This is a genomic window from Pararhizobium polonicum (assembly GCF_001687365.1).
In the GTDB taxonomy this organism is placed as follows: domain Bacteria; phylum Pseudomonadota; class Alphaproteobacteria; order Rhizobiales; family Rhizobiaceae; genus Pararhizobium; species Pararhizobium polonicum.
Window position 1 is genome coordinate 519,856 of sequence record NZ_LGLV01000005.1, and the last position, 23,899, is coordinate 543,754.

Annotated in this window: 36 protein-coding genes; 27 read left to right on the top strand and 9 right to left on the bottom strand. The window is 59.8% G+C overall.

Features of this window, described 5'->3' with window-relative positions:
• Window positions 1-6: 6 nt before the first annotated feature.
• The 26 genes from rplB (at window position 7) to sugE (ending at window position 16,401) form a co-directional block, all read left to right on the top strand.
• Window positions 7-843: a 50S ribosomal protein L2 gene (rplB, locus tag ADU59_RS08400; RefSeq protein ID WP_068953548.1), complete on the top strand. Its 837-nt coding sequence runs from the start codon at window positions 7-9 to the stop codon at window positions 841-843.
• A 15-nt stretch (window positions 844-858) separates the two neighbouring features.
• A complete protein-coding gene (rpsS, locus tag ADU59_RS08405; protein ID WP_037100590.1) occupies window positions 859-1,137 on the top strand; it encodes a 30S ribosomal protein S19 in 279 nt (92 codons plus the stop codon).
• Between the two features lie 2 nt (window positions 1,138-1,139).
• Window positions 1,140-1,529, top strand: coding sequence for a 50S ribosomal protein L22 (rplV, locus tag ADU59_RS08410; RefSeq protein WP_018328280.1), 390 nt, complete (start codon window positions 1,140-1,142; stop codon window positions 1,527-1,529).
• Window positions 1,529-2,242 carry a 30S ribosomal protein S3 gene (gene rpsC / locus ADU59_RS08415; RefSeq protein WP_068953550.1) on the top strand — a complete coding sequence of 238 codons (714 nt, stop codon included), beginning with the start codon at window positions 1,529-1,531 and terminating at the stop codon, window positions 2,240-2,242. Before rplV ends, rpsC begins: the two co-directional genes overlap by 1 nt.
• 38 nt (window positions 2,243-2,280) lie before the next feature.
• Complete coding sequence (gene rplP, locus ADU59_RS08420) at window positions 2,281-2,694, top strand: 50S ribosomal protein L16 (RefSeq protein ID WP_018239489.1); 414 nt, start codon at window positions 2,281-2,283, stop codon at window positions 2,692-2,694.
• A 12-nt stretch (window positions 2,695-2,706) separates the two neighbouring features.
• Complete coding sequence (gene rpmC / locus ADU59_RS08425) at window positions 2,707-2,907, top strand: 50S ribosomal protein L29 (RefSeq protein WP_037100598.1); 201 nt, start codon at window positions 2,707-2,709, stop codon at window positions 2,905-2,907.
• A 12-nt stretch (window positions 2,908-2,919) separates the two neighbouring features.
• A complete protein-coding gene (gene rpsQ / locus ADU59_RS08430; RefSeq protein ID WP_037100601.1) occupies window positions 2,920-3,156 on the top strand; it encodes a 30S ribosomal protein S17 in 237 nt (78 codons plus the stop codon).
• Between the two features lie 238 nt (window positions 3,157-3,394).
• Window positions 3,395-3,763 carry a 50S ribosomal protein L14 gene (rplN, locus tag ADU59_RS08435; protein WP_018328276.1) on the top strand — a complete coding sequence of 123 codons (369 nt, stop codon included), beginning with the start codon at window positions 3,395-3,397 and terminating at the stop codon, window positions 3,761-3,763.
• Between the two features lie 12 nt (window positions 3,764-3,775).
• Complete coding sequence (rplX, locus tag ADU59_RS08440) at window positions 3,776-4,087, top strand: 50S ribosomal protein L24 (RefSeq protein ID WP_068953551.1); 312 nt, start codon at window positions 3,776-3,778, stop codon at window positions 4,085-4,087.
• Window positions 4,080-4,640: a 50S ribosomal protein L5 gene (gene rplE / locus ADU59_RS08445; protein WP_068953553.1), complete on the top strand. Its 561-nt coding sequence runs from the start codon at window positions 4,080-4,082 to the stop codon at window positions 4,638-4,640. Before rplX ends, rplE begins: the two co-directional genes overlap by 8 nt.
• A 31-nt stretch (window positions 4,641-4,671) precedes the next feature.
• A complete protein-coding gene (rpsN, locus tag ADU59_RS08450) occupies window positions 4,672-4,977 on the top strand; it encodes a 30S ribosomal protein S14 (RefSeq protein ID WP_037100611.1) in 306 nt (101 codons plus the stop codon).
• A gap of 12 nt (window positions 4,978-4,989) precedes the next feature.
• Window positions 4,990-5,388 (top strand): 30S ribosomal protein S8, encoded by a 399-nt coding sequence (gene rpsH / locus ADU59_RS08455; protein ID WP_056335736.1) that lies wholly within the window; start codon window positions 4,990-4,992, stop codon window positions 5,386-5,388.
• A gap of 43 nt (window positions 5,389-5,431) precedes the next feature.
• Window positions 5,432-5,968, top strand: coding sequence for a 50S ribosomal protein L6 (gene rplF, locus ADU59_RS08460; protein ID WP_068953555.1), 537 nt, complete (start codon window positions 5,432-5,434; stop codon window positions 5,966-5,968).
• Between the two features lie 12 nt (window positions 5,969-5,980).
• Entirely contained in the window at window positions 5,981-6,343 is a 363-nt protein-coding gene (gene rplR / locus ADU59_RS08465; protein WP_037169470.1) for a 50S ribosomal protein L18, read from the top strand.
• A gap of 135 nt (window positions 6,344-6,478) precedes the next feature.
• Window positions 6,479-7,048, top strand: coding sequence for a 30S ribosomal protein S5 (rpsE, locus tag ADU59_RS08470; protein WP_037169472.1), 570 nt, complete (start codon window positions 6,479-6,481; stop codon window positions 7,046-7,048).
• 15 nt (window positions 7,049-7,063) lie between these two features.
• On the top strand, window positions 7,064-7,267 hold the full coding sequence (gene rpmD, locus ADU59_RS08475) for a 50S ribosomal protein L30 (protein WP_068953557.1): 204 nt from the start codon (window positions 7,064-7,066) through the stop codon (window positions 7,265-7,267).
• A 13-nt stretch (window positions 7,268-7,280) separates the two neighbouring features.
• Complete coding sequence (rplO, locus tag ADU59_RS08480) at window positions 7,281-7,751, top strand: 50S ribosomal protein L15 (protein WP_068953559.1); 471 nt, start codon at window positions 7,281-7,283, stop codon at window positions 7,749-7,751.
• Window positions 7,752-8,010: 259 nt separating this feature from the next.
• A complete protein-coding gene (gene secY / locus ADU59_RS08485) occupies window positions 8,011-9,351 on the top strand; it encodes a preprotein translocase subunit SecY (protein ID WP_068953561.1) in 1,341 nt (446 codons plus the stop codon).
• Complete coding sequence (locus ADU59_RS08490; protein WP_068953563.1) at window positions 9,348-9,944, top strand: adenylate kinase; 597 nt, start codon at window positions 9,348-9,350, stop codon at window positions 9,942-9,944. The genes secY and ADU59_RS08490 overlap by 4 nt, the downstream gene beginning before the upstream one ends.
• A 230-nt stretch (window positions 9,945-10,174) precedes the next feature.
• Window positions 10,175-10,543, top strand: coding sequence for a 30S ribosomal protein S13 (gene rpsM, locus ADU59_RS08495; protein ID WP_037100637.1), 369 nt, complete (start codon window positions 10,175-10,177; stop codon window positions 10,541-10,543).
• A gap of 235 nt (window positions 10,544-10,778) precedes the next feature.
• Window positions 10,779-11,168, top strand: coding sequence for a 30S ribosomal protein S11 (rpsK, locus tag ADU59_RS08500; RefSeq protein ID WP_018328263.1), 390 nt, complete (start codon window positions 10,779-10,781; stop codon window positions 11,166-11,168).
• 98 nt (window positions 11,169-11,266) lie between these two features.
• Window positions 11,267-12,277 (top strand): DNA-directed RNA polymerase subunit alpha, encoded by a 1,011-nt coding sequence (locus tag ADU59_RS08505; protein WP_060638418.1) that lies wholly within the window; start codon window positions 11,267-11,269, stop codon window positions 12,275-12,277.
• 130 nt (window positions 12,278-12,407) lie between these two features.
• Window positions 12,408-12,833 (top strand): 50S ribosomal protein L17, encoded by a 426-nt coding sequence (gene rplQ, locus ADU59_RS08510; RefSeq protein WP_068953566.1) that lies wholly within the window; start codon window positions 12,408-12,410, stop codon window positions 12,831-12,833.
• Window positions 12,834-13,173: 340 nt separating this feature from the next.
• Complete coding sequence (locus ADU59_RS08515) at window positions 13,174-14,466, top strand: DegQ family serine endoprotease (protein ID WP_244506373.1); 1,293 nt, start codon at window positions 13,174-13,176, stop codon at window positions 14,464-14,466.
• A 91-nt stretch (window positions 14,467-14,557) separates the two neighbouring features.
• A complete protein-coding gene (locus ADU59_RS08520; RefSeq protein ID WP_244506366.1) occupies window positions 14,558-15,856 on the top strand; it encodes a replication-associated recombination protein A in 1,299 nt (432 codons plus the stop codon).
• Between the two features lie 230 nt (window positions 15,857-16,086).
• Window positions 16,087-16,401 carry a quaternary ammonium compound efflux SMR transporter SugE gene (gene sugE, locus ADU59_RS08525; RefSeq protein ID WP_068953570.1) on the top strand — a complete coding sequence of 105 codons (315 nt, stop codon included), beginning with the start codon at window positions 16,087-16,089 and terminating at the stop codon, window positions 16,399-16,401.
• A gap of 89 nt (window positions 16,402-16,490) precedes the next feature.
• Here sugE and ADU59_RS08530 read toward each other — a convergent pair whose 3' ends face one another.
• The 4 genes from ADU59_RS08530 to crcB form a co-directional block, all read right to left on the bottom strand.
• Window positions 16,491-17,276 (bottom strand): ATP12 family chaperone protein, encoded by a 786-nt coding sequence (locus ADU59_RS08530; RefSeq protein ID WP_068953572.1) that lies wholly within the window; start codon window positions 17,274-17,276, stop codon window positions 16,491-16,493.
• Window positions 17,269-17,934 carry an HAD-IA family hydrolase gene (locus tag ADU59_RS08535; RefSeq protein WP_068953574.1) on the bottom strand — a complete coding sequence of 222 codons (666 nt, stop codon included), beginning with the start codon at window positions 17,932-17,934 and terminating at the stop codon, window positions 17,269-17,271. Before ADU59_RS08535 ends, ADU59_RS08530 begins: the two co-directional genes overlap by 8 nt.
• Window positions 17,934-18,926, bottom strand: coding sequence for an RluA family pseudouridine synthase (locus ADU59_RS08540; RefSeq protein ID WP_068953576.1), 993 nt, complete (start codon window positions 18,924-18,926; stop codon window positions 17,934-17,936). Before ADU59_RS08540 ends, ADU59_RS08535 begins: the two co-directional genes overlap by 1 nt.
• Before the next feature lie 124 nt (window positions 18,927-19,050).
• Window positions 19,051-19,428, bottom strand: coding sequence for a fluoride efflux transporter CrcB (crcB, locus tag ADU59_RS08545; protein WP_068953578.1), 378 nt, complete (start codon window positions 19,426-19,428; stop codon window positions 19,051-19,053).
• Between the two features lie 167 nt (window positions 19,429-19,595).
• Between crcB and ADU59_RS08550 the strand changes: the two genes are divergently transcribed.
• Window positions 19,596-19,907: a DUF1883 domain-containing protein gene (locus tag ADU59_RS08550; protein WP_068953581.1), complete on the top strand. Its 312-nt coding sequence runs from the start codon at window positions 19,596-19,598 to the stop codon at window positions 19,905-19,907.
• Between the two features lie 62 nt (window positions 19,908-19,969).
• Here the strand turns inward: ADU59_RS08550 and fghA are convergent, their stop codons facing one another.
• The 5 genes from fghA to ADU59_RS08575 form a co-directional block, all read right to left on the bottom strand.
• Window positions 19,970-20,803 carry an S-formylglutathione hydrolase gene (gene fghA, locus ADU59_RS08555; protein WP_068953583.1) on the bottom strand — a complete coding sequence of 278 codons (834 nt, stop codon included), beginning with the start codon at window positions 20,801-20,803 and terminating at the stop codon, window positions 19,970-19,972.
• A gap of 90 nt (window positions 20,804-20,893) precedes the next feature.
• Complete coding sequence (locus ADU59_RS08560; protein ID WP_068953585.1) at window positions 20,894-21,547, bottom strand: DUF1345 domain-containing protein; 654 nt, start codon at window positions 21,545-21,547, stop codon at window positions 20,894-20,896.
• Window positions 21,548-21,573: 26 nt separating this feature from the next.
• Window positions 21,574-22,044, bottom strand: coding sequence for a YaiI/YqxD family protein (locus ADU59_RS08565; protein ID WP_068953587.1), 471 nt, complete (start codon window positions 22,042-22,044; stop codon window positions 21,574-21,576).
• Between the two features lie 145 nt (window positions 22,045-22,189).
• Window positions 22,190-22,594 carry a hypothetical protein gene (locus ADU59_RS08570; RefSeq protein ID WP_068953590.1) on the bottom strand — a complete coding sequence of 135 codons (405 nt, stop codon included), beginning with the start codon at window positions 22,592-22,594 and terminating at the stop codon, window positions 22,190-22,192.
• Between the two features lie 109 nt (window positions 22,595-22,703).
• Window positions 22,704-23,831 (bottom strand): S-(hydroxymethyl)glutathione dehydrogenase/class III alcohol dehydrogenase, encoded by a 1,128-nt coding sequence (locus ADU59_RS08575; protein ID WP_068953592.1) that lies wholly within the window; start codon window positions 23,829-23,831, stop codon window positions 22,704-22,706.
• Window positions 23,832-23,899 lie beyond the last annotated feature (68 nt).

Below are 23,899 nucleotides of genomic sequence, written 5' to 3' on the forward strand. Positions count from 1 at the left end.
AGAACAATGGCATTGAAAAGTTTCAATCCGACCACCCCGAGCCAGCGTCAGCTGGTCATCGTCGACCGGTCCGGCCTGCACAAGGGCAAGCCGGTCAAGTCGCTGACGGAAGGCCTGTCCTCCAAGGGCGGCCGCAACAACACCGGTCGCATCACGGTGCGTTTCCAGGGTGGCGGTCACAAGCGGACCTACCGTCTGATCGACTTCAAGCGTCGCAAGTTCGACGTTGAAGGCACGGTCGTGCGTCTCGAATACGACCCGAACCGCACAGCGTTCATCGCGCTGATTTCCTATGCGGACGGTCAGCAGGCCTACATCATCGCTCCGCAGCGTCTTGCTGCCGGTGACAAGGTGATCGCCTCGGAAAAGCAGGTTGACGTGAAGCCGGGCAACACCATGCCGCTTCAGTACATGCCGGTTGGTTCGATCGTTCACAACGTCGAGATGAAGCCGGGCAAGGGTGGGCAGATCGCTCGCTCCGCCGGCGCCTACGTCCAGCTGGTCGGTCGCGACCAGGGCATGGCGATCCTTCGCCTGTCCTCCGGCGAACAGCGCCTGGTACACGGCTCCTGCCTGGCAACGGTCGGTGCAGTTTCCAACCCCGATCACGGCAACATCAACGACGGCAAGGCCGGTCGTTCGGTGTGGCGTGGCAAGCGTCCGCATGTTCGCGGCGTCGTCATGAACCCTGTTGACCATCCGCACGGCGGTGGTGAAGGCCGCACCTCGGGTGGTCGTCATCCGGTGTCTCCTTGGGGCAAGCCCACCAAGGGCAAGCGCACACGTTCGAACAAGTCGACCGACAAGTTCATCATGCGCTCGCGTCATCAGCGTAAGAAGTAAGAGAGGAAGTCTCCAATGACTCGTTCAGTATGGAAAGGTCCGTTTGTTGACGGCTATCTTCTCAAGAAGGCTGAGAAGGTTCGTGAAGGCGGTCGTAACGAAGTGATCAAGATGTGGAGCCGTCGCTCCACCATCCTGCCGCAGTTCGTCGGTCTCACGTTCGGCGTCTACAACGGCAGCAAGCATGTTCCGGTCAGTGTCAACGAAGACATGATCGGCCACAAGTTCGGTGAATTCTCTCCGACCCGGACCTATTACGGTCACGGTGCGGACAAGAAGGCAAAGAGGAAGTAATTATGGGCAAGGCAAAAGCCGAACGCCGGCTGAAGGATAATGAGGCGCAGGCAATTGCGCGCACGATCCGCGTCAGCCCCCAGAAGCTCAACCTGGTAGCTGCGATGATCCGCGGCAAGAAGGTCGACCGGGCTCTGGCCGAACTCGAGTTCTCGCGCAAGCGGATCTCGGACACTGTCAAGAAGACGTTGGAATCCGCGATCGCAAACGCGGAAAACAACCACGATCTCGACGTCGACAGCCTGATCGTCGCCGAAGCCTACGTCGGCAAGTCCATCGTCATGAAGCGTTTCCACGCTCGTGGCCGTGGCCGTGCATCGCGTATCGAAAAGCCTTTCGCGCATCTGACGATCGTTGTTCGCGAAGTCGAAGCCAAAGGGGAGGCCGCATAATGGGTCAGAAGATCAATCCAGTCGGCTTCCGCCTCGGCATCAACCGCACTTGGGACAGCCGCTGGTTCGCGGATAACGCCGAGTACGGTCAGCTTCTTCACGAAGACCTGAAGATCCGTGCCTACGTCATGGAAGAGCTGAAGCAGGCCGGTATCGCCAAGGTGATCATCGAGCGTCCGCACAAGAAGTGCCGCGTTACGATCCACTCGGCTCGCCCGGGCCTCATCATCGGCAAGAAGGGCGCAGACATCGAAAAGCTGCGCAAGAAGATTGCCGAGATGACGAAGTCGGAAACGCACCTCAACATCGTTGAAGTGCGCAAGCCGGAAGTCGACTCGACGCTCGTCGCCCAGTCGATCGCCCAGCAGCTCGAACGCCGCGTGGCTTTCCGCCGTGCGATGAAGCGCGCTGTTCAGTCCGCAATGCGTCTTGGCGCCGAAGGCATCAAGATCACCTGCGGCGGTCGTCTCGGCGGTGCTGAAATCGCCCGTACGGAATGGTACCGCGAAGGCCGCGTGCCGTTGCACACGCTTCGCGCCGACATCGACTACGGTGTGGCTGAAGCCAAAACCGCTTTTGGTATTTGCGGCATCAAGGTCTGGATCTTCAAGGGCGAAATCCTTGAACACGATCCGATGGCCTCCGAGCGTCGTGCGTCCGAGAGCGATGCTCAGGGCCCCAGCAGCAACAACCGTCGTCGCGAAAACGCGTAACAGTCGTTCCTGGCAGCTAATATCGGAGAATTAAAAAAATGTTGCAGCCAAAGCGCACTAAGTACCGCAAGCAGTTCAAGGGACGCATCAAGGGCGTTGCCAAGGGCGGTTCCGACCTTGCTTTCGGTGAATTCGGCCTGAAGTCTCAGGAGCCGAACCGTGTGAATGCACGTGAAATCGAGGCGGCTCGCCGCGCGATCACGCGTCACATGAAGCGTGCGGGTCGTGTATGGATCCGCGTATTCCCAGACGTACCGGTCACGGCGAAGCCGACCGAAGTCCGCATGGGTAAAGGTAAGGGTTCGGTTGAGTATTGGGCTTGCAAGGTCAAGCCCGGCCGAATGATGTTTGAAATCGACGGCGTCAGCGAAGAACTCGCCCGTGAGGCGCTTCGCCTTGGTGCTGCGAAACTCTCTGTCAAGACGCGCTTCGTTCAGCGCATTGCAGAGTAAGGAGTAAAGCCCATGAAAGCCGATACCGTTCGCGCGCTCAGCGCCGATCAGCTCAACGAAGAGCTTGCCAAGCTGAAGAAGGAGCAGTTCAACCTGCGCTTCCAGAAGGCCACAGGCCAGCTCGAAAAGTCGTCGCGCATCAATGAAGTCCGCAAGGACATTGCGCGCGTCAAAACCATTGCCCGCCAGAAGGCGGCAGAAGCCAAGGCTTAAGGATCTAAGAATATGCCAAAACGCATTCTGCAGGGCACAGTCGTCAGCGACAAGAACGATAAGACCGTCGTGGTCCGTGTCGAGCGTCGTTTCGCGCACCCGATCTTCCAGAAGACCGTTCGTCGGTCCAAGAAGTACAAGGCGCATGACGAGAACAACCAGTACAAGGTCGGCGATCAGGTTTCCATCGAGGAATGCGCGCCGATCTCGAAGGACAAGACCTGGACGGTCGTTTCCGTTCAGGCCTAATTCTTAAGACTTTCTCGTCCGGCCCTTGCGTCGGCTGAGAAAATCTGTATGAAGCAGCGCAAGGACGCTCGAACACGAGCGTTCTTTTGCTTTGAGCGCACGGAAGGTCCTGTTTAGGAAACCACCCTGGCAACGATCGATCCCGCGCGAGAACAGAAATTTAGAAGCTGGAACAGGGGGCCCTCAATCTGATGAGGTTGGCCCAACCGGTCCGGTCACAACAAGAAGGCGACCTGACATGATTCAGATGCAAACAAACCTCGACGTGGCGGATAATTCCGGCGCACGTCGTGTCATGTGCATCAAGGTGCTGGGCGGTTCCAAGCGCAAGTACGCTTCGGTCGGCGACATTATTGTCGTTTCGATCAAGGAAGCTATTCCGCGCGGCCGCGTCAAGAAGGGTGATGTGATGAAGGCGGTCGTCGTACGCACCGCCAAGGACATCCGTCGTCCGGACGGCAGCGTCATCCGGTTCGATAACAACGCAGCTGTTCTTATCGACAACAAGAAAGAGCCGATCGGCACCCGTATCTTCGGACCGGTTCCGCGCGAACTCCGCGCCAAGAACCACATGAAGATCATCTCGCTGGCTCCAGAAGTGCTGTAAGGAGCGATTGAGATGCAAAAGATTCGCAAGGGCGACAAAGTCGTCGTATTGACCGGCAAGGACAAGGGTCGCTCTGGAGAAGTTCTCCAGGTGCTGCCGAAGGAAGACCGGGCCGTTGTGCGTGGCGTTAACATGGTGAAGCGTCACCAGCGCCAGACCCAGGCCCAGGAAGCCGGTATCATCAACAAGGAAGCGTCGATTCATCTGTCGAACATCGCGATCGCCGATCCGAAGGACGGCAAGCCGACCCGCGTCGGTTTCAAGATCGACGGCGACAAGAAGGTTCGCGTTTCGAAGCGTTCGGGAGTGTCGATCGATGGCTGACACCAAGAAGTACGAGCCCCGGCTCAAGGTCGATTATGTTGAGCGTATCAGCAAGGCGATGCAGGAGAAGTTCTCCTACTCCAACGTCATGCAGATCCCGCGCCTCGACAAGATCGTGATCAACATGGGTGTTGGTGAATCGACGGCTGATTCGAAGAAGCCGACGGTTGCTGCAGCTGACCTGGCTGCGATTGCCGGTCAGAAGCCGGTCATCACCAAGGCCCGCACCTCCATCGCCGGCTTCAAGCTGCGCGAAGGCATGCCGATCGGCGCAAAGGTTACCCTGCGCGGCGTTCGCATGTACGAATTCCTGGATCGCCTGATCAACATCGCGCTTCCGCGCGTTCGAGATTTCCGCGGCCTGAATCCGAAGAGCTTTGACGGCCGTGGCAACTTCGCCATGGGTGTCAAGGAACACATTGTGTTCCCGGAGATCAACTACGACAAGGTTGATCAGATGTGGGGCATGGACATCATCGTTTGCACGACGGCAACCAACGACGACGAAGCACGCGCTCTGCTCACAGAGTTCAACTTCCCGTTTCGCCAGTAAGCCGTAACGACAAGCAGAAGGATTAAGTTGAATGGCGAAGACGAGCGCAATTGAAAAGAACAATCGCCGCCGTAAGTCGGTTGCCCAGGATGCGTCCAAGCGCGCAGCCCTGAAGGCAACCATCATGAACCAGTCTCTTCCGATCGAAGAGCGCTTCAAGGCAACTTTGAAGTTGGCGAGCCTGCCGCGTGACGGTTCCAAGACCCGCGTTCGCAACCGTTGCGAAGTGACCGGTCGCCCGCGCGCATATTATCGCAAACTCAAGATGTCGCGTATTGCGCTTCGTGAACTTGGCAATTTCGGCAAGGTGCCGGGCATTGTTAAGTCGAGCTGGTAAGGAGACGGGCACATGGCAATGACTGATCCGCTGGGCGATATGCTCACCCGTATCCGCAACGGTGCTGCACGCCGCAAGTCGAGTGTTTCCACTCCGGCTTCCAAGCTGCGCGCACGCGTTCTGGATGTCCTTCAGGCTGAAGGCTACATCCGCGGTTATTCGGAAACCGAATTTGGTAACGGCAAGGCCGAGATCAATATCGAACTGAAATACTACGAAGGTGCGTCGGTGATCCGTGAGATCGGCCGCGTATCCAAGCCGGGCCGCCGAGTTTATGTCTCGGTCAAGTCCATTCCGCAGGTCGCGAACGGTCTCGGTATCACTATCCTTTCGACTCCGAAGGGTGTGATGGCCGATCATCAGGCACGCGAACAGAACGTTGGTGGCGAGGTTCTCTGCTCCGTATTCTAATACGGTAGCAGTGATCTCCATAACGGACAGACAGGTTATAAATATGTCTCGTATCGGTAAAAAGCCCGTTCCGGTTCCTGCAGGTGTCACGGCCACGGTTAGTGGCCAGACGGTGACTGCAAAGGGCCCGAAAGGCGAACTCTTCTTCGTTGCTAACGACGAAGTCGTCGTGAAGCTGGAAGACAACAACGCGGTGTCGGTGACCCCGGTTGACCAGTCCAAGGATGCACGGTCGAAGTGGGGCATGTCCCGCACGATGATCGAAAACATCTTCAAGGGCGTCAAGGACGGCTACGAGCGCAAGCTCGAAATCAACGGCGTCGGTTATCGCGCGTCGCTTCAGGGCAAGAACCTGCAGCTGGCGCTCGGCTTCAGCCACGACGTGGTCTACCAGACTCCGGAAGGCATTTCGATTGCTGTGCCGAAGCCGACGGAAATCGTCGTCACCGGCATCAACAAGCAGCAGGTCGGCCAGGTTGCCGCGGAAATCCGCGAATACCGTGGTCCCGAGCCCTACAAGGGCAAGGGCGTCAAGTACGCCGGCGAGCGGATCATCCGCAAAGAAGGCAAGAAGAAGTAAGGATCACGCGAAATGGCTACAAGGAAAGATACACTTGTGCGCCGCGCCAGCCGCGTGCGCCGTCAAGTCAAGGCAGTGGCCAATGGCCGTCTGCGCCTGTCCGTTCATCGCTCGTCGAAGAACATCTACGCACAGGTTATCGATGATGTTGCTGGCAAGACCGTTGCGTCTGCCTCGACACTCGACACGGATCTGCGTTCGTCTTTGAAGACGGGCGCTGACACGGCAGCAGCTGCTGCCGTTGGCAAGCTCCTCGCAGAGCGCGCCTCGAAGGCTGGTGTCAAGGACGTTGTCTTTGACCGTGGCGCCTTCATCTATCACGGCCGCGTCAAGGCGCTCGCCGAGGCAGCCCGCGAGGGTGGCCTGAACTTCTGATGATATCTGTCCGGACATGTCTGGACGGATCATCGAAACGCTTTTATAAGCGCGTCGCTTCCGCTCCCTGAAAGGGGCGGGGCGACTTTTTGTCAATCTGCCGATTGCACCCGGAAAAGAAAAAGGAAAAGGACAATGGCACAAGAAAAAAGAGGTTCTCGCGACGATCGCCAGAACCGCGAGGAGCGCGACAGCGAATTCGTTGACAAGCTCGTAGCAATCAACCGCGTCGCAAAAGTCGTCAAGGGCGGCCGTCGTTTCGGCTTTGCTGCTCTCGTCGTCGTCGGCGACCAGAAGGGCCGCGTTGGCTTCGGTCATGGCAAGGCACGTGAAGTGCCGGAAGCCATCCGCAAGGCAACCGAGGCTGCCAAGCGCGAACTGATCTTCGTTCCGCTGCGCTCTGGCCGCACGCTTCATCACGACGTTCATGGCCGTCACGGCGCAGGCAAGGTTCTGCTGCGTGCCGCCAAGGCCGGTACCGGTATCATCGCCGGTGGTCCGATGCGCGCCGTTTTCGAAACGCTCGGCATGCATGACGTCGTTGCGAAGTCGACCGGTTCGTCGAATCCGTACAACATGATTCGCGCCACGTTCGACGCTCTGAAAAGCCAGATGCACCCGAAGGATATCGCAGCTCAGCGCGGCATGAAGTATGCCACTCTGCAGGGCCGCCGCGTATCCGCCGGCGTTGCTTCCGAAGAATAAGGGAGCTTGAAAACAATGGCTAAGAAAGAAGTTGCACAGAAGACGGTTACGGTCGAACAGATCGGTAGCCCCATTCGCCGCCCGGCCGTACAGCGCGCAACGCTGATCGGTCTCGGTCTCAACAAGATGCACCGGGTTAGCACGCTGGAAGATACCCCTTCCGTTCGTGGCATGATCCGGGCCGTCCAGCACCTCGTTCGCGTCGTCGACGAGAAGTGAGGGGGATACCATCATGAAACTGAATGAAATCAAAGACAACGAAGGTTCGACCAAGAACCGCAAGCGTCTCGGCCGTGGTATCGGCTCCGGATCCGGCAAGACTGCCGGCCGCGGTGTCAAGGGTCAGAAGGCTCGTTCGGGCGTTGCCATCAACGGCTTCGAAGGCGGCCAGATGCCAATCTACCGCCGTCTGCCGAAGCGCGGCTTCAACAACATCTTCCGTTCGGATTTTGTTGTCGTGTCGCTCGGCCGCATCCAGACCGCCATCGACGCCAAGAAGCTTGACGCTTCCAAGGCTATCGATGCGGCTGCCCTGACGGCTGCCGGCGTTATCCGCCGCGCCAAGGACGGCGTTCGCGTTCTGGCCGACGGTGAACTGAAGGCAAAGGTAACGATCGAAGTTGCCGGCGCTTCCAAGCCTGCGATCGAAAAGATCGAAAAGGCTGGCGGTTCGATCAAGCTGCTTTCGGGCGCTGCTGAATAATTGTTGCTGATGAACCGCCCGGGGTGCTTCACACCGGGCGGTTTTGCTCCCATATGAGAGCCTGACGGTCCATATGATTCATGGGCGGATTGCGCGGCCGGATTTGTCCGGCGCAGAATATTGAACGGGAACCACGGTGAGGCGCTTGATTGCAGATGCAGTCGTTTCCAAACCGGTTTTCATAAAAAGAAGATAGCTTTTTCCGGATCTGACCGGGTTTTGTCCCCGCGGGTTTCGAACTGGCTACGCGGAGAATTGCATGGCTTCTGCAGCGGAACAGCTCGCCTCCAACCTGAATTTTGCGACTTTCGCAAAAGCGGAAGATCTGAAACGGCGCCTCTGGTTCACCCTGGGCGCCCTCCTGGTTTATCGCCTCGGCACCTATATCCCGCTGCCAGGCCTCAATCCGGAAGCCTTCGCCCAGGCATTTGCCGGGCAGAGCGGCGGCATTCTCGGTCTTTTCAACATGTTTTCGGGCGGCGCCGTCTCGCGTATGGCGATCTTCGCGCTCGGCATCATGCCTTACATTTCCGCCTCCATCATCGTTCAGCTGATGACCTCCGTGGTTCCGTCGCTCGAGCAGTTGAAGAAGGAAGGCGAACAGGGCCGCAAGGTCATCAACCAGTACACCCGCTACGGCACGGTGCTGCTCGGCACGCTGCAGGCCTATGGCATCGCGGTCGGTCTTGAGAGCGGCAATGGCCTGGTGGGAGATCCGGGCTGGTTCTTCCGCATCTCGACGGTGATTTCGCTTCTCGGCGGCACGATGTTCCTGATGTGGCTCGGCGAGCAGATCACCTCGCGCGGCATCGGCAACGGTATCTCGCTGATCATCTTCGCCGGCATCGTCGCGCATCTGCCGACGGCTCTGGCCGGAACGCTGGAACTTGGCCGCACCGGCGCTCTGTCGACTCCGCTGATTCTGGCCATCATCGTCATGGTCGTCGCGGTCATCGCGCTGATCGTCTTCGTCGAGCGTGCCCAGAGGCGGCTTCTGATCCAGTATCCGAAGCGTCAGGTCGGCAACAAGATGTTCCAGGGCGACACCTCGCATCTGCCGCTGAAGCTCAACACTGCCGGCGTCATCCCCGCGATCTTTGCATCGTCGCTGCTGCTTCTGCCGGCAACGCTCGCAGGCTTTGCCAACAGCGCATCGATGCCGGCCTGGGCCACGACCATCGTGACTGCGCTCGGCCATGGCCAGCCGCTCTACATGGTGCTCTATGGCGGCATGATTGCGTTCTTTGCCTTCTTCTATACGGCGATCGTCTTCAATCCGAAGGATACGGCCGACAATCTGAAGAAGCATGGCGGCTTCATCCTCGGCATTCGCCCGGGCGAGCGCACCGCCGAATACATTGACTACGTGCTGACCCGCATCACCGTGATCGGCGCAATCTACCTGATGTTCGTCTGCATTCTGCCTGAAGTCATGATCGCGCAGACCGGTGTGCCATTCTACCTTGGTGGTACATCGCTTTTGATTGTTGTCAGCGTGACCCTTGATACTGTAGCACAGGTACAGGGTCACCTGATTGCCCAGCAGTATGAGGGGCTGATCAAGAAATCAAAGCTGCGTGGAGGGAAGAGGGGCCGATGAGACTGATATTTTTAGGACCGCCGGGAGCTGGCAAGGGTACACAGGCCAAGCTGCTGACGGAGAAATACGGTATTCCGCAGCTTTCCACAGGCGATATGCTGCGGGCCGCCGTTGCTGTTCAGAGCGACGTCGGCAAGCGCGCCAAGGCTGTCATGGATGCCGGCCAGCTGGTTTCGGACGAGATCGTCAACGAGATCGTCTCGGATCGGATCGATTCGGCCGACTGTGCCAAGGGGTTTATCCTCGACGGTTATCCGCGCACGGTTCCGCAGGCCGTTGCCCTGGGCAAGATGCTCGCCGGCAAGGGGTTGCGGCTCGATTCGGTCATCGAGTTGAAAGTCGATGAAGATGCGCTTGTACGGCGCATCGAGAATCGCGTAGCAGAAACCATTGCCGCTGGCGGCACGGTGCGCTCCGACGACAATCCGGAAGCCTTCAAGAAGCGTCTTGTCGAGTATCGGGAAAAGACGGCGCCTCTGTCGCAGCACTACGCGGCAACGGGCGAGCTGAAGACGGTTGATGGAATGGCCTCGGTGGAAACCGTAACATCCGAAATCAACGCAATCCTGGCATCGGCTTCGGCCGACGCTTGAATAAGGTCAGTTCTTGAAAAAGGACGGCCGGGGAGTTGACTTTTGCGGTCGATTCCTTCAAAGACCGCGCTAACTCGCAACATGCAAGGGATCGGCGCGGATTTCAAAGACGAAGTCCGGGCGCGATTCTTTTGACGTGTTCCGAACAGAACTTTCACAGTCGGCTCTTTCAAGGGCTGAATAACGAAGCACCTATTGCCGGATGGCAACTGGAAGCAAGGAGAACAGGCGTGGCACGTATCGCTGGCGTCAACATCCCGACGAGCAAGCGCGTAGTAATCGCGCTTCGCTACATTCACGGGATTGGAGCGAAGTTCGCACAGGAAATCGTCGAAAAGGTCGGTATCCCGGCTGAACGTCGTGTGCACCAATTGACGGATGCTGAAGTTCTTCAGATCCGCGAAACCATCGACCGCGATTATCAGGTTGAAGGCGACCTGCGTCGCGAGACCTCGATGAACATCAAGCGTCTGATGGATCTGGGCTGCTACCGCGGTCTGCGTCATCGCCGCTCGCTGCCGGTTCGCGGTCAGCGCACGCACACCAATGCCCGCACCCGCAAGGGCCCGGCAAAGGCGATTGCAGGCAAGAAGAAGTAATTTCCCTGAAATGGGGAATGCAGAGGCTGGCGCTCGGCGCCGGCCTCTTTTGTGGTTTCGGAAGGGCGCATCGCGCCCCTCCGGTGGAGCTGCTGGAACTACGGCAGTGACGATATCGCCGCGCGGTCCGGGTTTATCCGTCCGCGTATGACTGAAAATTCAGGGCAGGGGTTTTTCCTCTTCCCGGTGGAGCCGCTGGTACTACGGCGGTGCAGAGATCAACGAAAGGTATACCATGGCCAAGGAAGCCACACGCGTTCGCCGTCGCGAGCGGAAAAACATTTCCACGGGCGTCGCGCACGTCAACTCGTCGTTCAACAACACGATGATCACCATCACCGACGCACAGGGCAACGCGATTGCCTGGTCTTCGGCTGGTTCGAAGGGCTTCAAGGGCTCGCGTAAGTCGACCCCGTTCGCAGCCCAGATGGCTGCTGAAGATGCGGCCAAGAAGGCCCAGGAACACGGCATGAAGACGCTCGAAGTCGAAGTTTGCGGCCCGGGTTCCGGTCGTGAATCGGCTCTGCGCGCCCTGCAGGCTGCCGGCTTCATGATCACCTCGATCCGTGACGTGACCCCGATCCCGCACAACGGTTGCCGCCCGCGCAAGAAGCGCCGCGTTTAAGCATACGCATTCATCCAGCCGGCGAGGGGTAACCTTGCCGGCGCTTCAAGGCTCGGTTGCCACGATTGGATGGTGGCAACGAACGGAAGGCAAAACATATGATTCAGAAAAACTGGCAGGAACTGATCAAGCCGAATAAGGTTGAGTTCTCCTCTACCGGCCGCACCAAGGTTAGCCTTGTTGCCGAGCCGCTGGAGCGTGGCTTTGGCCTGACCCTCGGCAACGCGCTTCGCCGCGTTCTTCTGTCGTCGCTTCGCGGCGCTGCGGTCACCGCAGTGCAGATCGACGGCGTTCTGCACGAGTTCTCCTCGATCCCGGGTGTGCGGGAAGACGTGACGGACATCGTGCTCAACATCAAGGAAATCGCCATCAAGATGGATGGCGACGACGCAAAGCGCATGGTTGTGCGCAAGCAGGGTCCGGGCGTTGTAACCGCCGGTGACATCCAGACGGTTGGCGATATCGAAATCCTCAACCCGAACCATGTGATCTGCACCCTCGACGAGGGCGCTGAAATCCGCATGGAATTCACCGTCAACAACGGCAAGGGCTACGTTCCTGCTGACCGCAACCGTTCGGAAGATGCACCGATCGGCCTCATCCCGGTCGACAGTCTGTATTCGCCGGTCAAGAAAGTGTCCTACAAGGTGGAAAACACCCGTGAAGGCCAGGTTCTCGACTACGACAAGCTGTCGATGCAGATCGAGACCGATGGTTCGGTCACCGGTGAAGATGCAGTCGCTTTTGCGGCCCGCATCCTTCAGGACCAGCTCGGCGTTTTCGTCAACTTCGACGAACCGCAGAAGGAAGCCGAAGAAGAAGCCGTTACCGAACTGGCGTTCAACCCGGCACTGCTCAAGAAGGTCGACGAACTGGAACTTTCCGTCCGTTCGGCCAACTGCCTGAAGAACGACAACATCGTCTATATCGGCGACCTCATTCAGAAGACCGAAGCCGAAATGCTTCGCACTCCGAACTTTGGCCGCAAGTCGCTGAACGAAATCAAGGAAGTTCTCGCTTCCATGGGCCTGCACCTCGGTATGGAAGTACCGGCATGGCCGCCCGAGAACATCGAAGATCTCGCCAAGCGTTACGAAGACCAGTATTAACAATTAAAAAGGCAGGTTAACCCTCTGCCTTTCCCCGTCAAACAGCAGGCTCCGCGAGGAAGCCTGTATGTGCCAGGAAACGGCAGGCCCAGACAACGAAAAGGGCACCTGCATTTAAAGGAGAATAGCAATGCGCCATGGTGTAGCCGGCCGCAAGCTGAATAGAACTGCAAGCCATCGCAAGGCAATGTTTGCCAATATGGCTGCTTCGCTCATCGAACATGAGCAGATCGTAACGACCTTGCCGAAGGCAAAGGAAATCCGTCCGATCGTCGAGAAGCTCGTCACGCTCGGCAAGAAGGGTGACCTTCATGCCCGTCGTCAGGCCATCTCGCAGATCCGCGACGTTGCTGTCGTTGCCAAGCTGTTCGATGCCATCGCAACGCGTTACGCAACCCGCAACGGCGGCTACCTTCGCATCATGAAGGCCGGCTTCCGTCACGGCGACAATGCGGCTCTCGCCGTTATTGAATTCGTCGACCGCGACACCTCGGCCAAGGGCGCCAAGGACATCGCACGCGTTGCCGCCGAAGCAGAAGCTGCGGAAGCCGCTTAATTTTCCGATTTTTCGGAAGAGAGAAACAGCCGGGCCAAAAGCCCGGCTGTTTTGCGTTTGGGCATGGCCGATCGTGTTTTCACGGTTCCGCCGTCTTTGCTTTTTATGCCTGACATCCTATCTGTCTAACCCAACGACCCCTTTCGGCAGGATGCCCCGCATGATCCGTTCCCCCCGTATTCTCGTTCTCTCCACCATGCTTGGGCTGACGCTCTTTGCCGGCGCCGTGCATTTCGGATTTGCCGAAAGCCAGCCGTCCGACGGCGTGGAAAATATCAAGACCGGCGCAGTCGTGGCACAGGCACAGACGCCGAAAGCGCTGCCACAGAGCAAGACGGAGATGCAGCTGTCCTTCGCGCCGCTGGTCAAGCAGACGGCGAATGCCGTGGTCAACGTCTATGCCGAAAAGACCGTCCAGAACCGTTCTCCTCTCGCCGACGATCCGTTCTTCGAGCAGTTCTTCGGCCAGCGCATGCCCAATCGGTCCGAAAAGCAGTCCTCGCTCGGCTCCGGTGTCATCGTCGGCAAGAACGGCATCGTGGTGACCAACAATCATGTCATCGCCGATGCCGACGACATCAAGATCGCGCTGGCCGATGGACGCGAGTTCGAGAGCACGGTCATGCTCAAGGATGAACGGCTGGATCTCGCCGTGCTTAAAATCAAATCCGATGGTCCCTTCGATACGATTCCGCTTGGCGATTCCGACGCGGTCGAGGTCGGTGACCTCGTGCTGGCGATCGGCAATCCCTTCGGCGTCGGCCAGACGGTGACCAGCGGCATCGTCTCGGCGCTTGCCCGCAACCAGGTCATTTCCGGCGATTTCGGCTTCTTCATCCAGACCGACGCGGCGATCAATCCCGGCAATTCCGGCGGCGGCCTGATCGATATGAACGGCCAGCTGATCGGCATCAACACCGCGATCTTTTCGCGCGGCGGCGGCTCGAACGGCGTCGGCTTTGCGATCCCCGCCAATCTCGTCAAGGTCTTCGTGGCATCGGCCGAGGGTGGCAATGGCAGCTTCACGCGACCCTTCATCGGCGCCAGCTTCGAGCCGGTGACATCCGAAGTTGCCGACGCGCTCGGGCTCGACCGCGCGCGCGGCGCATTGGTAAGCTCCGTCATCGAGGGTGGACCGGCCGAGAAGGCCGGCATGAAGCCGGGCCAGGTGATTACCGCCGTCAACGGCATCCCGGTGGAGCATCCCGATGCGCTGGGATACCGCCTGACCACCGTCGGCATCGGCCATGTCGCCAAGGTGACGGTGATCGACAACGGCAAGAACCGCGATATCGAACTGACGCTGGCGGAGGCACCGGAAACCTCGCCGCGTGATGAGCGGCTGATCGAAGGGCGCACGCCCTTTTCCGGCGCCGTGGTCGGCAATCTTTCGCCCCGCCTGGCGGATGAGCTGCATATGTCGACCGCGTCGCAGGGCGTGGTCATCACCCAGATCAACCGCGGTTCTCCCGCCGCCCGGGTTGGCTTCCAGCCGAAGGATATCATCATTGCGGTCAACGGCACGCCGATCGACAAGTCCACGACGCTGGAGGCAATCGCCAAGGACAATCCATCGCTGTGGCGCGTCGAGATCGAACGCGACGGCCAGCGTATTCGCCAATTCTTCCGATGATCGATCTGCTAGTCTCATCTCAATCAAAAGGACATGGCCGAATCGATGACAGTCTTGCTGCGACCGGCCTTTCGCAGCGGAGGAGCTGGCTGTGACGCTATTCGATGAGACCACACACCGACCGCTGGCGGACGCGCTGCGTCCGGAAACGCTGGAGGAGGTGATCGGCCAGGATCACCTTCTGGGCGAGAATGGGCCGATTGCCCGCATGGTGTCCGGCGGCACGGTCGGGTCGTTCATCCTGTGGGGACCGCCGGGCGTCGGGAAGACCACGATCGCGCGGCTGGTGGCAAAGTCGGCGAAAATGGAATTCGTGCAGCTGTCCGCCGTCATGTCGGGCATTGCCGATCTGCGCAAGGTCTTCGACACGGCCAAAAGCAACCGCACCATCGGCCGGCAGACCATCCTCTTCGTCGACGAGTTGCACCGGTTCAACCGGAGCACCCAGGATGCGCTGTTGCCGCATGTCGAAAACGGATCGGTGATTCTGATCGGCGCGACGACGGAAAACCCGAGTTTCAGCCTGGTCGCGGCCTTGTTGTCCCGACTGAAGGTTTTCACATTGAATCCCTTCGATGCCGCTTCCTCGGAATTGCTGCTGGCACGGGTCGAGAACTTCGTCGGAAAGCGGCTGCCGCTGACCGCCGATGCGCGCACCGCCCTGATCAACATGGCGGATGGCGACGGGCGCTATCTGGTCGGATTGGCCGACGATGTCTTTTCGCTGGATGAAGCCGAAGATCTCGATATCGGGCGCCTGTCGAAAGCGCTGCAGAAGAGAATGCCGGTCTACGACAAGGCGCAGGACGGCCATTACAATCTGCTGAGCTGCTTTCACAAGAGCCTGCGGGGCAGCGATGTCGATGCGGCCCTGTACTGGGGCGCGAGAATGGTCGATGCGGGCGAAGATCCGATGACGTTGTTCCGGCGTCTTTCCTGCGTGGCCAGCGAAGATGTCGGCATGGCGGACCCCAATGCCCTGCCGCAGGTGATTGCGGCTTGGAGCGCGTTCGAGCGGATCGGCTGGCCGGAAGGCCGGCTGTTTATCGCACAGGCGATCGTCTATGTCGCCACCGCCCCGAAATCCAATGCCAGCTACCGTTCCTTCGACGCAGCACTGGAAATGGCGCGGCAGACCGGCTCCATCCCCCCGCCCAAAAGCATCCTCAATGCGCCGACAAAGCTGATGAAGGAACTCGGCTATCACGAGGGCTACAAATACGATCATGATTATCCGGATGCCTATTCCGGACAGGAATTCTTTCCCGAAGAGCTGCGCAGCAAGGACACACGATTCTATCAGCCGCAGGAGCGGGGCTTCGAGCGCGAGACGTTGAAGCGGCTGGAGTTCTGGCAGCGGCTGAAGCGGGAGCGCAAGCAGGCGAAATAAGATGGTTCGCTGTGGTAAGCGCATGCTTGGCGACCTGTTCCGCCAGCTTTAAGAATGCTTCTAGGCTGCTCGACCGCAACGTGTATATCAGCCATGCATGGCAGGCTCTTGTCACCGCAAAATCGGGATGGCATAGAATAGGGATGCAGACGGCTGCACGGGACCGGGACTTATCATCCGGCACCCGAACATCCGCGGGGACGGCCTCGCTCCATCGAAGGAGTTAAATCATGGCCTGGATTATTCTGTTTCTCGCGGGACTTCTCGAAATCGGCTGGGCGATCGGCCTCAAATATACCGAAGGCTTCACCAAGCTGGTTCCGACGGTTTTGACCGGCGCGTCGATCGTGGCGAGCGTCGTTCTTCTCGGGATTGCGGTCCGCACCCTGCCGCTCGGCACGGCCTATGCGATCTGGACGGGTATCGGCACGGTCGGAACCGTCATCCTCGGCATCATTCTCTTCGCCGAACCGGCGACCGCGGTGCGCCTCGGCTGCATCGCGCTGATCATCGCCGGCATTGCCGGTTTGAAGCTGACCGCCTGACCATTCTGGTATCTCAAAAGAAAAACGCACCGCGCAGGTAACCGCGCGGTGCGTTTTTGGATGCCGTCACCTGTTCGGGATGATCCGGTTCAGCGCAGGGCGTCGAGGGTCGCCGTTGCGGCCTGCATTTCCCGCCAGCGATTTTCGCGGCGCTGGAAGGCTTCGTCGTCTGTGCCCCAATGCTCGATCTGCCAGTCCTCGTCGAGATGGGCGAGCGCCCAGGCCTCTTCGCCCGAAAGCTGCTTTTCGGCAAAGGCAATGGCGAGCAGGGCAGAGCCGGTGAGGGTGGTGATCGTATGCAGGCAGGCAAGGCCAAGCGGCGTGGCATAGGCGCGCAGCGCCTCGGCAACGCCGTTGATGGCCGCACGCGGCTGCTCCTGATGCACGACGCCCTCCACGAGGATGAAGCGCGCACCGAGCGTCTCCGCCGCCCAGGTGATCACCGGGTCCCAGCGTTCCGACTGCCGGACGACCAGGCCTTCCGGCTCGCTGGCGCGGTAGCACAGGAGATCGGTTCCGGCAAAGCTCAGGATATCGTCGAACACGGCGCGGATGTCCTTTGAGACACCATCGATTGCCGTATTGGCCAGCCGGGTGACCGGCATTGTCGCCGGATCGATGCTTTCCTTCTGCGCATCCCATTCGGCGGCAAGCAGCGCGGCGGCGGCTTGGGTCGGCACGGTCAGCGCCTGTTTTGCCGGCGTACGAACGGTCCTGCCGTCGAGTAGGATCGCATGGCCGCCGTCTTCCGCCGGACCGATGCTGACGGTCGTATAAAACCGCTTCGGCAACGGCTTGTGCATCTGGATCTGCGCGCGGCGCACGGGATCCGGGTCGCTGAGAGCAGCAGACAGATCGTCGCGAATATCAGGCATGATGTGTCTCCATCCAGTCCAGAATATCATGCGGGCTGCGGGCGATGTAATCCGCTCCGGCCTCGATGAGCTCGGGAACGGAGGCATAGCCCCAGGCAACGCCGATCGCGGATGCACCGGCGCTCTTGGCCATCTGCATGTCATAGATGGCGTCACCGATGACCACGGTGTCCTTCGGGTCGATCCCGGCTTCCGAGCAGCATTCCGTTACCATGGCCGGATGCGGCTTCGAAGGGCAGTCGTCCGCTGTCCTTGAAACGAAGAATGTCTTTTCATACCCGTGGCTTGCACAGATCTGATCAAGCCCGCGCCGCGACTTTCCCGTTACGGCACCCAGGAGCAGTTCGTCACGGGTGGAAAGTGCCGACATCAGCGACGCGATGCCGGGAAACAGCGGTTCGCGAAAGTTCATCTCGGCGCGGATGCCGCCATAGATTTTCTTGTAATGCGCGGTCATGGCCTGGGCACGGTCATCGACATGCGGCTGGTGCATCAGCCGGGCGATGGCGATATCGAGCGTCAGGCCGATAATGCTTTTGGTGGCGTCGAGCGTGACGCGGACCAGACCGAAATCCTCGAAGGTGCGGGCCATGACTTCATGGATCAGCCCGGCGCTGTCGACGAGCGTGCCGTCGCAATCGAAAAGAGCAAGTTTCATCAGTCGTCGGCTTCCTCGGCGCTGGCCATGTCGAAACCGATCAGGTTCCAGCTTTGGATCATATGCTGTGGCATCGGCGCGGTGACGACGAGCCGTCCGCCGTCCGGATGGGGAATATCGATGCGGCGGGCGTGCAGGTGCAGCTTGTTCTGCATGCCGCCCGGGAAGGACCAGTTGTGTTCGGCCTCGAAATATTTCGGGTCTCCGATGATCGGATGGCCGATATGGGCGGCATGAACGCGCAGCTGGTGGGTCCGGCCGGTATAGGGCTCCATCTCCAGCCAGGTGAAATTCTGGCCGGCCTGCTCGATGATCCGGTAATAGGAAATGGCGTGGTCGGCGCCATCGTCGCCATGCTTGCCGATCCGCATGCGGTCGCCGTCGGGGGTCTGTTCCTTGACCAGCCAGGACGAGATCTTGTCTTCGCGCTTGCGCGGCACGCCCTTGACCAGCGCCCAATAGGTCTTCTTGGTGTCGCGTTCGCGGAAGGCGGCGGTCAGCTTCTGCGCTGCGCCGCGGGTGCGGGCGATGACCAGCACGCCGGAGGTGTCCCGGTCCAGCCGGTGCACCAGACGCGGCTTTTCACCTTTGGGGCTGGTCCAGGCTTCGAGCATTTCGTCGATATGGCGGTTGATGCCCGAGCCGCCCTGAACGGCGATGCCGGCCGGCTTGTTGAGAACGATCACCTTGGCGTCTTCATGCAAAAGCATGCGCGACAAGAGTTCGTGGTCCGACGCGTGGCGCAGGTCGCGCCCGGCGATCGGGCCGGTCTTTTCCTTGGGATCGACTTCCATCGGCGGAATGCGGATGACCTGGCCCGGCTGGATGCGCGCATCCGATTTGACCCGGCCGCCGTCGACGCGGACCTGGCCGGAGCGCAGCAGCTTCTGCAGCGGACCGAAGCCCAGACCCGGATAGTGCACCTTGAACCAGCGATCGAGCCGCATGCCCGCTTCGTCGGATTCGACCTGCTTGTGTTCAATGCCCGCCATTTTGCTTTACCTGCATCCAATTGCCATAGCGCCTCGACAATGGTGCCGACAGGAAACCCGTGCGCAAACTGATATGACAGAGCAGGCCGGTCCAGGGGACACACGGCGCTCTGAGAGGGTCCCTTTAGACTATTGCGCGCATAAGGGCCAGCCCGGCAAACACCGCGATTGCCGAAAGAAGCACGCTGGAGCCCACATAAATCGCTGCGATCACCGGCTCGCCGCGTTCCACGAGTGTAATCGCATCGAGCGAGAAGGCGGAGAAGGTGGTGTAGCCGCCGAGAATCCCGGTGATCAGGAACACCCGCATCTCCACTGACGCGCCGAATTTTCGCGCAATGGCTTCGGCAAAGACGCCGATCAGGAATGATCCCGTCACGTTGACGATCAGTGTTCCCCAGGGGAAGGACGGTCCGAAACTGCGCAAGGTCCACAGGCCCAGGAGGTAACGGAGCACGGAACCGAATGCACCACCGAAGGCAACGAGGAGAATGTTTGTCATAGGAAAATGCAATAGCCGAAACCCGAACAGCTGGAAAGCCGATTGCCCGTTTGGCGCAGTTTGTAAGCGTAGAATGCGGGCTGACGGGGCGGCGAAAAACCATTCTTTAACGCGCAAACCCTAATATGCGGGCTCCCGGCAGAGAGCAGCTTTTACGTGGCCTCGACATGACGAAACTGAAGTTCACCTTCACCCACTACGACCTCCAGCAGCAGCGGGCTGGTGTGACCATCGAGATCGCCCTGTCGGCCGTCGCCAACGTCCGGCTGATGACGGACAACAATTTCCAGCTCTACAAGGAAGCGATGAAGCACCAGTTCGTCGGTGGCGTGGCGCGCAAATCGCCGATCCGGCTGGTCATTCCGCAATCCGGCCATTGGCATGTCGTCGTCGATATGGAAGGTCATCACGGCCAGACAGAATCGAGCATCCGTCTCGTCGAGACCACAGCGCCGCCGCGGTTCCAGTCCGCATCCTGAGAAAACGAAAAAACCGCGCCATGCAGCGCACGACGCGGCTTATCAATCCGTCTGTCTGATGTTCAGCCCAGCCGTTCCGCATGCCATTTCAGATGATCGTCCATGAAGGACGAGATGAAGTAGTAGGAATGGTCATAGCGCTCGTGCATGCGAAGCGTCAGGCCGATATCCGTTCCCTTGATCGCGTCTTCGAACAGCCATGGGCGCAGGCCGGTTTCCAGAAAGCTGTCGGCCTTGCCCTGATCGATCAGGAACCCCGGAAAGCGGGCGCCGTCCTTGACCAGCGCGCAGGCATCATACTGACGCCATGTGGCCTTGTCCCCGCCGAGGTATTTTTCGAAGGCGCCGGTCGACCAGTCGGCGGTCGACGGCTCGACGATCGGTGCGAAGGCCGAGCAGCTTTTGAACCGGCCCGGATTTTTCAAGGCGATCGTCATGGCGCCATGGCCGCCCATGGAATGGCCAAAAATGCCCTGGCGGGTCATGTCGACACGAAAGTGCTGGGCGACGAAGGCGGGCAGTTCCTCCGTGACATAGGTGTACATCTGATAGTTCTCGGCCCAGGGCGCCTCCGTGGCATCCAGATAGAAACCGGCACCCTTGCCCATCTGCCAGTTGGTCAGCTCGTCCGGGATGTCGTTGCCGCGCGGGCTCGTATCCGGGCAGACGATAATCAAGCCGAGTTCGGCGGCCATGCGGCGGTATTCGCCTTTCTCCATGACGTTGGCATGCGTGCAGGTGAGGCCGGAGAGATACCAGACGACCGGGCAGGGCGCGGTGATCGCTTGCGGCGGGATATAGACCGCAAAGGTCATCTCGGTCTTGCAGGCCAGTGAATCGTGCGAAAACACGCCCTGCATGCCGCCGAATGCGGTGTTCTGGGAAAGGACTTTCAAGCTTTGCTCCTTTGAAGCTGAAGACGATCGTTGCCGGCCGGTTACACGGGATGCGGCGGAAAACCGCTTCACCCGTTTCCTGATCCGGCCTTATGCCAGCGACACCGCCGCGTTGACCGCGGCTGCCACCAGCACCGTGTTGAAGAAGAAGGACACGATCGCGTGGACAAGGTTGACCTTGCGCATGCCGGTCGAGGTGACGGCAGTGTCGGAGGTCTGGGCCGTCATGCCGATGACGAAGGCGAAGTAGAGGAATTCGTAGACGCCCGGCTCTTTCGTGCCCGGAAAATCGAGGCCGCGGTTGTTCCCCTCTTTGCCGCCCATCTGTGGGCTCCAGTACCGGTGGGCATAGTGCATCGCGGCCATCGTATGAACGGTCGCCCATCCCAGCGCGACGGATGCAAAAGCCAGCGCAATCTCGACGCCGGTTTCCTTGTTGCTCGTATTCATGGCCATGAACAGCGAGACGATCGAAATCCCGGCGGCCGCCAGCGTCACGGCGAAGATGACGATCGCCGGCTCGTCGGTGCCGGCTGCATTGCGCTTCAGATAGGCCGCGGTGAGTGTTGGCAGCCTTCGCGCGATCAGGACCAGATAGACGAGGAAGAAGATCACCGCAGAAAGGATCACGGCCAGTTTTGGCGCGATGAACAGACAAAGTGCAAAAGCAATCACCGCGCAGATGCCGCCGGCATAGAAGGGCGTGTGGCGGCGGTGGACGATCTTTCTGTCGCTGATGCTCATAATGGCTCCCCTGTGCCCTTGCTCTACTACCGCTGTTTGACGCGGCGGCAAAGCCTGTCGAGCGTCTCGAGGAAAGCGGAACGGTCGCGCGGCGAGAAGGCGGCGTTGTATCCCTTGCTTTCGCCGGTCTCGCGCAGGTGCGCACCGAGATCGCGCATCGCCGTCGCCATGCCGATATTGGCCTTGTCGAAAATGCGGCCCGTCGGCCCGGTCACCTGCGCACCGGCGGCAACGCAGCGTCCGGCGAGCGGCACATCGGCGGTGATGACGATATCGCCGTCATGCGCCCGTTCGGCAATCCAGTCGTCGGCGGCGTCGAAACCGGCCGAGACGATGACGTTTTTCACCATCGGGTCCCGCGAGGGGCGCAGGCCGGAATTGGCGACCAGCACGACGGGCAGGCCGTGGCGTTCGGCAACCTTCAGGATCTCCGGCTTGACCGGGCAGGCATCGGCATCGACGTAGATGGTGCTGGTGTGAGGTTCTTGCCCGGACATGGCGGTCTACAGCCGATCTGCTGTTGGCATGGCGTGACCGGATTGCCGGACCGGATCGGCCGGCATAGGGGTGGAGGAGGCGAGGTCCTGAAACAGGCAGGCAATGATGCCAAAACTGTGTCTGATCATTCCACCCCTCGCACCGTCATTTTTTATACCATTTTTCGGTCGTTGCCTTGGTCGATCCGCCATAGGTCCATACACCTTCCCAATGCCCGTCCGGCTGCTCGAAATACATGGCCACACCGAAGTTGTCCTTTGCGACATAGCCCACAGACAGGGCGATGTCATCCGGCCCGGCGACGCCCATCTCGAAGCGCGTCTCGCTAACGAACTTGGCGCCGAGGCCGGTGCCGATAAAATTGCTATCGCCGATGTTCCAGGTGACGGAGTAGGTGTCGCCTGTCCTTTTGACTTCGGCGGTTCCCCGGTATGCGCTGCCGTCATCGGGATTGTTTCCCACGACGTCATACAGTCCGACCGGATCGGCCATGGCGGCCATCGGCGACAGAGCAAGCAGGCCTGCGGCAATCAAAGAACGCATCGGCATAACGATCCTCCCTGGTGTGGATGACCACCGCGCCCTTGAGCGGACGCGGCGCCGTTATGATTCTTATGCTCCCCGGCGTTCGGAATCGAAGTCGATTTTTGGGGTAATGCTAGTAGATGACCACGCTACGGATGCTTTCGCCGGCATGCATCAGGTCAAACCCCTTGTTGATGTCGGAAAGCGGCATGGTGTGGGTGATCATCGGGTCGATCTGGATCTTGCCCTCCATGTACCATTCGACGATCTTGGGCACGTCGGTGCGGCCGCGCGCGCCGCCGAAGGCGGTGCCCATCCAGTTGCGGCCGGTGACCAGCTGGAACGGGCGGGTGGAGATTTCCTGGCCGGCACCGGCGACGCCGATGATGACAGACTTGCCCCAGCCGCGATGCGAGCTTTCCAGCGCCTGGCGCATCACCTTGGTGTTGCCGGTGCAGTCGAACGTGTAGTCGGCCCCGCCGATCGTGTCGCCGTTGCGCTTGGTCAGGTTGACCAGATAGGGAACGATATCGTCGCCGACTTCCTTCGGATTGACGAAATGTGTCATGCCGAACTTTTCGCCCCAGGCCTTGCGGTCGTTGTTGATGTCGACGCCGATGATCATGTCGGCACCGGCAAGGCGCAGGCCCTGCAGCACGTTGAGACCGATGCCGCCCAAACCGAAGACGATCGCCGTCGAGCCGACTTCCACCTTGGCCGTGTTGATGACGGCGCCGATACCGGTGGTGACACCGCAGCCGATATAGCAGATCTTGTCGAAGGGGGCGTCCGGGTTGACCTTGGCCAGCGCGATCTCCGGCAGCACGGTGTAGTTGGCGAAGGTCGAGCAGCCCATATAGTGGAAGATCTTGTCCTTGCCGATCGAGAAGCGCGAGGTGCCATCCGGCATCAGGCCTTGCCCTTGCGTGGCGCGGATCGAGGTGCACAGGTTGGTCTTGCGCGACAGGCAGGAATAGCACTCGCGGCATTCCGGCGTGTAGAGCGGAATGACGTGATCGCCCTTCTTCAGCGAGGTGACGCCCGGTCCGACGTCGACGACGATACCGGCGCCCTCATGGCCGAGAATGGCCGGAAACAGGCCTTCCGGATCGGCGCCCGAAAGCGTGAACTCGTCGGTGTGGCAGATGCCGGTCGCCTTGACCTCGACCAGCACTTCGCCGGCGCGCGGGCCGTCCAGCTGAACGGTCATGATTTCCAGAGGCTTGCCGGCCTGAACGGCAACAGCGGCGCGTACGTCCATGGTTGTTCTCCTTGTATATTTTGCGCCACAATCGCAGAGTGGGTAGCAGCGCTCAAGCCGGAATCGGC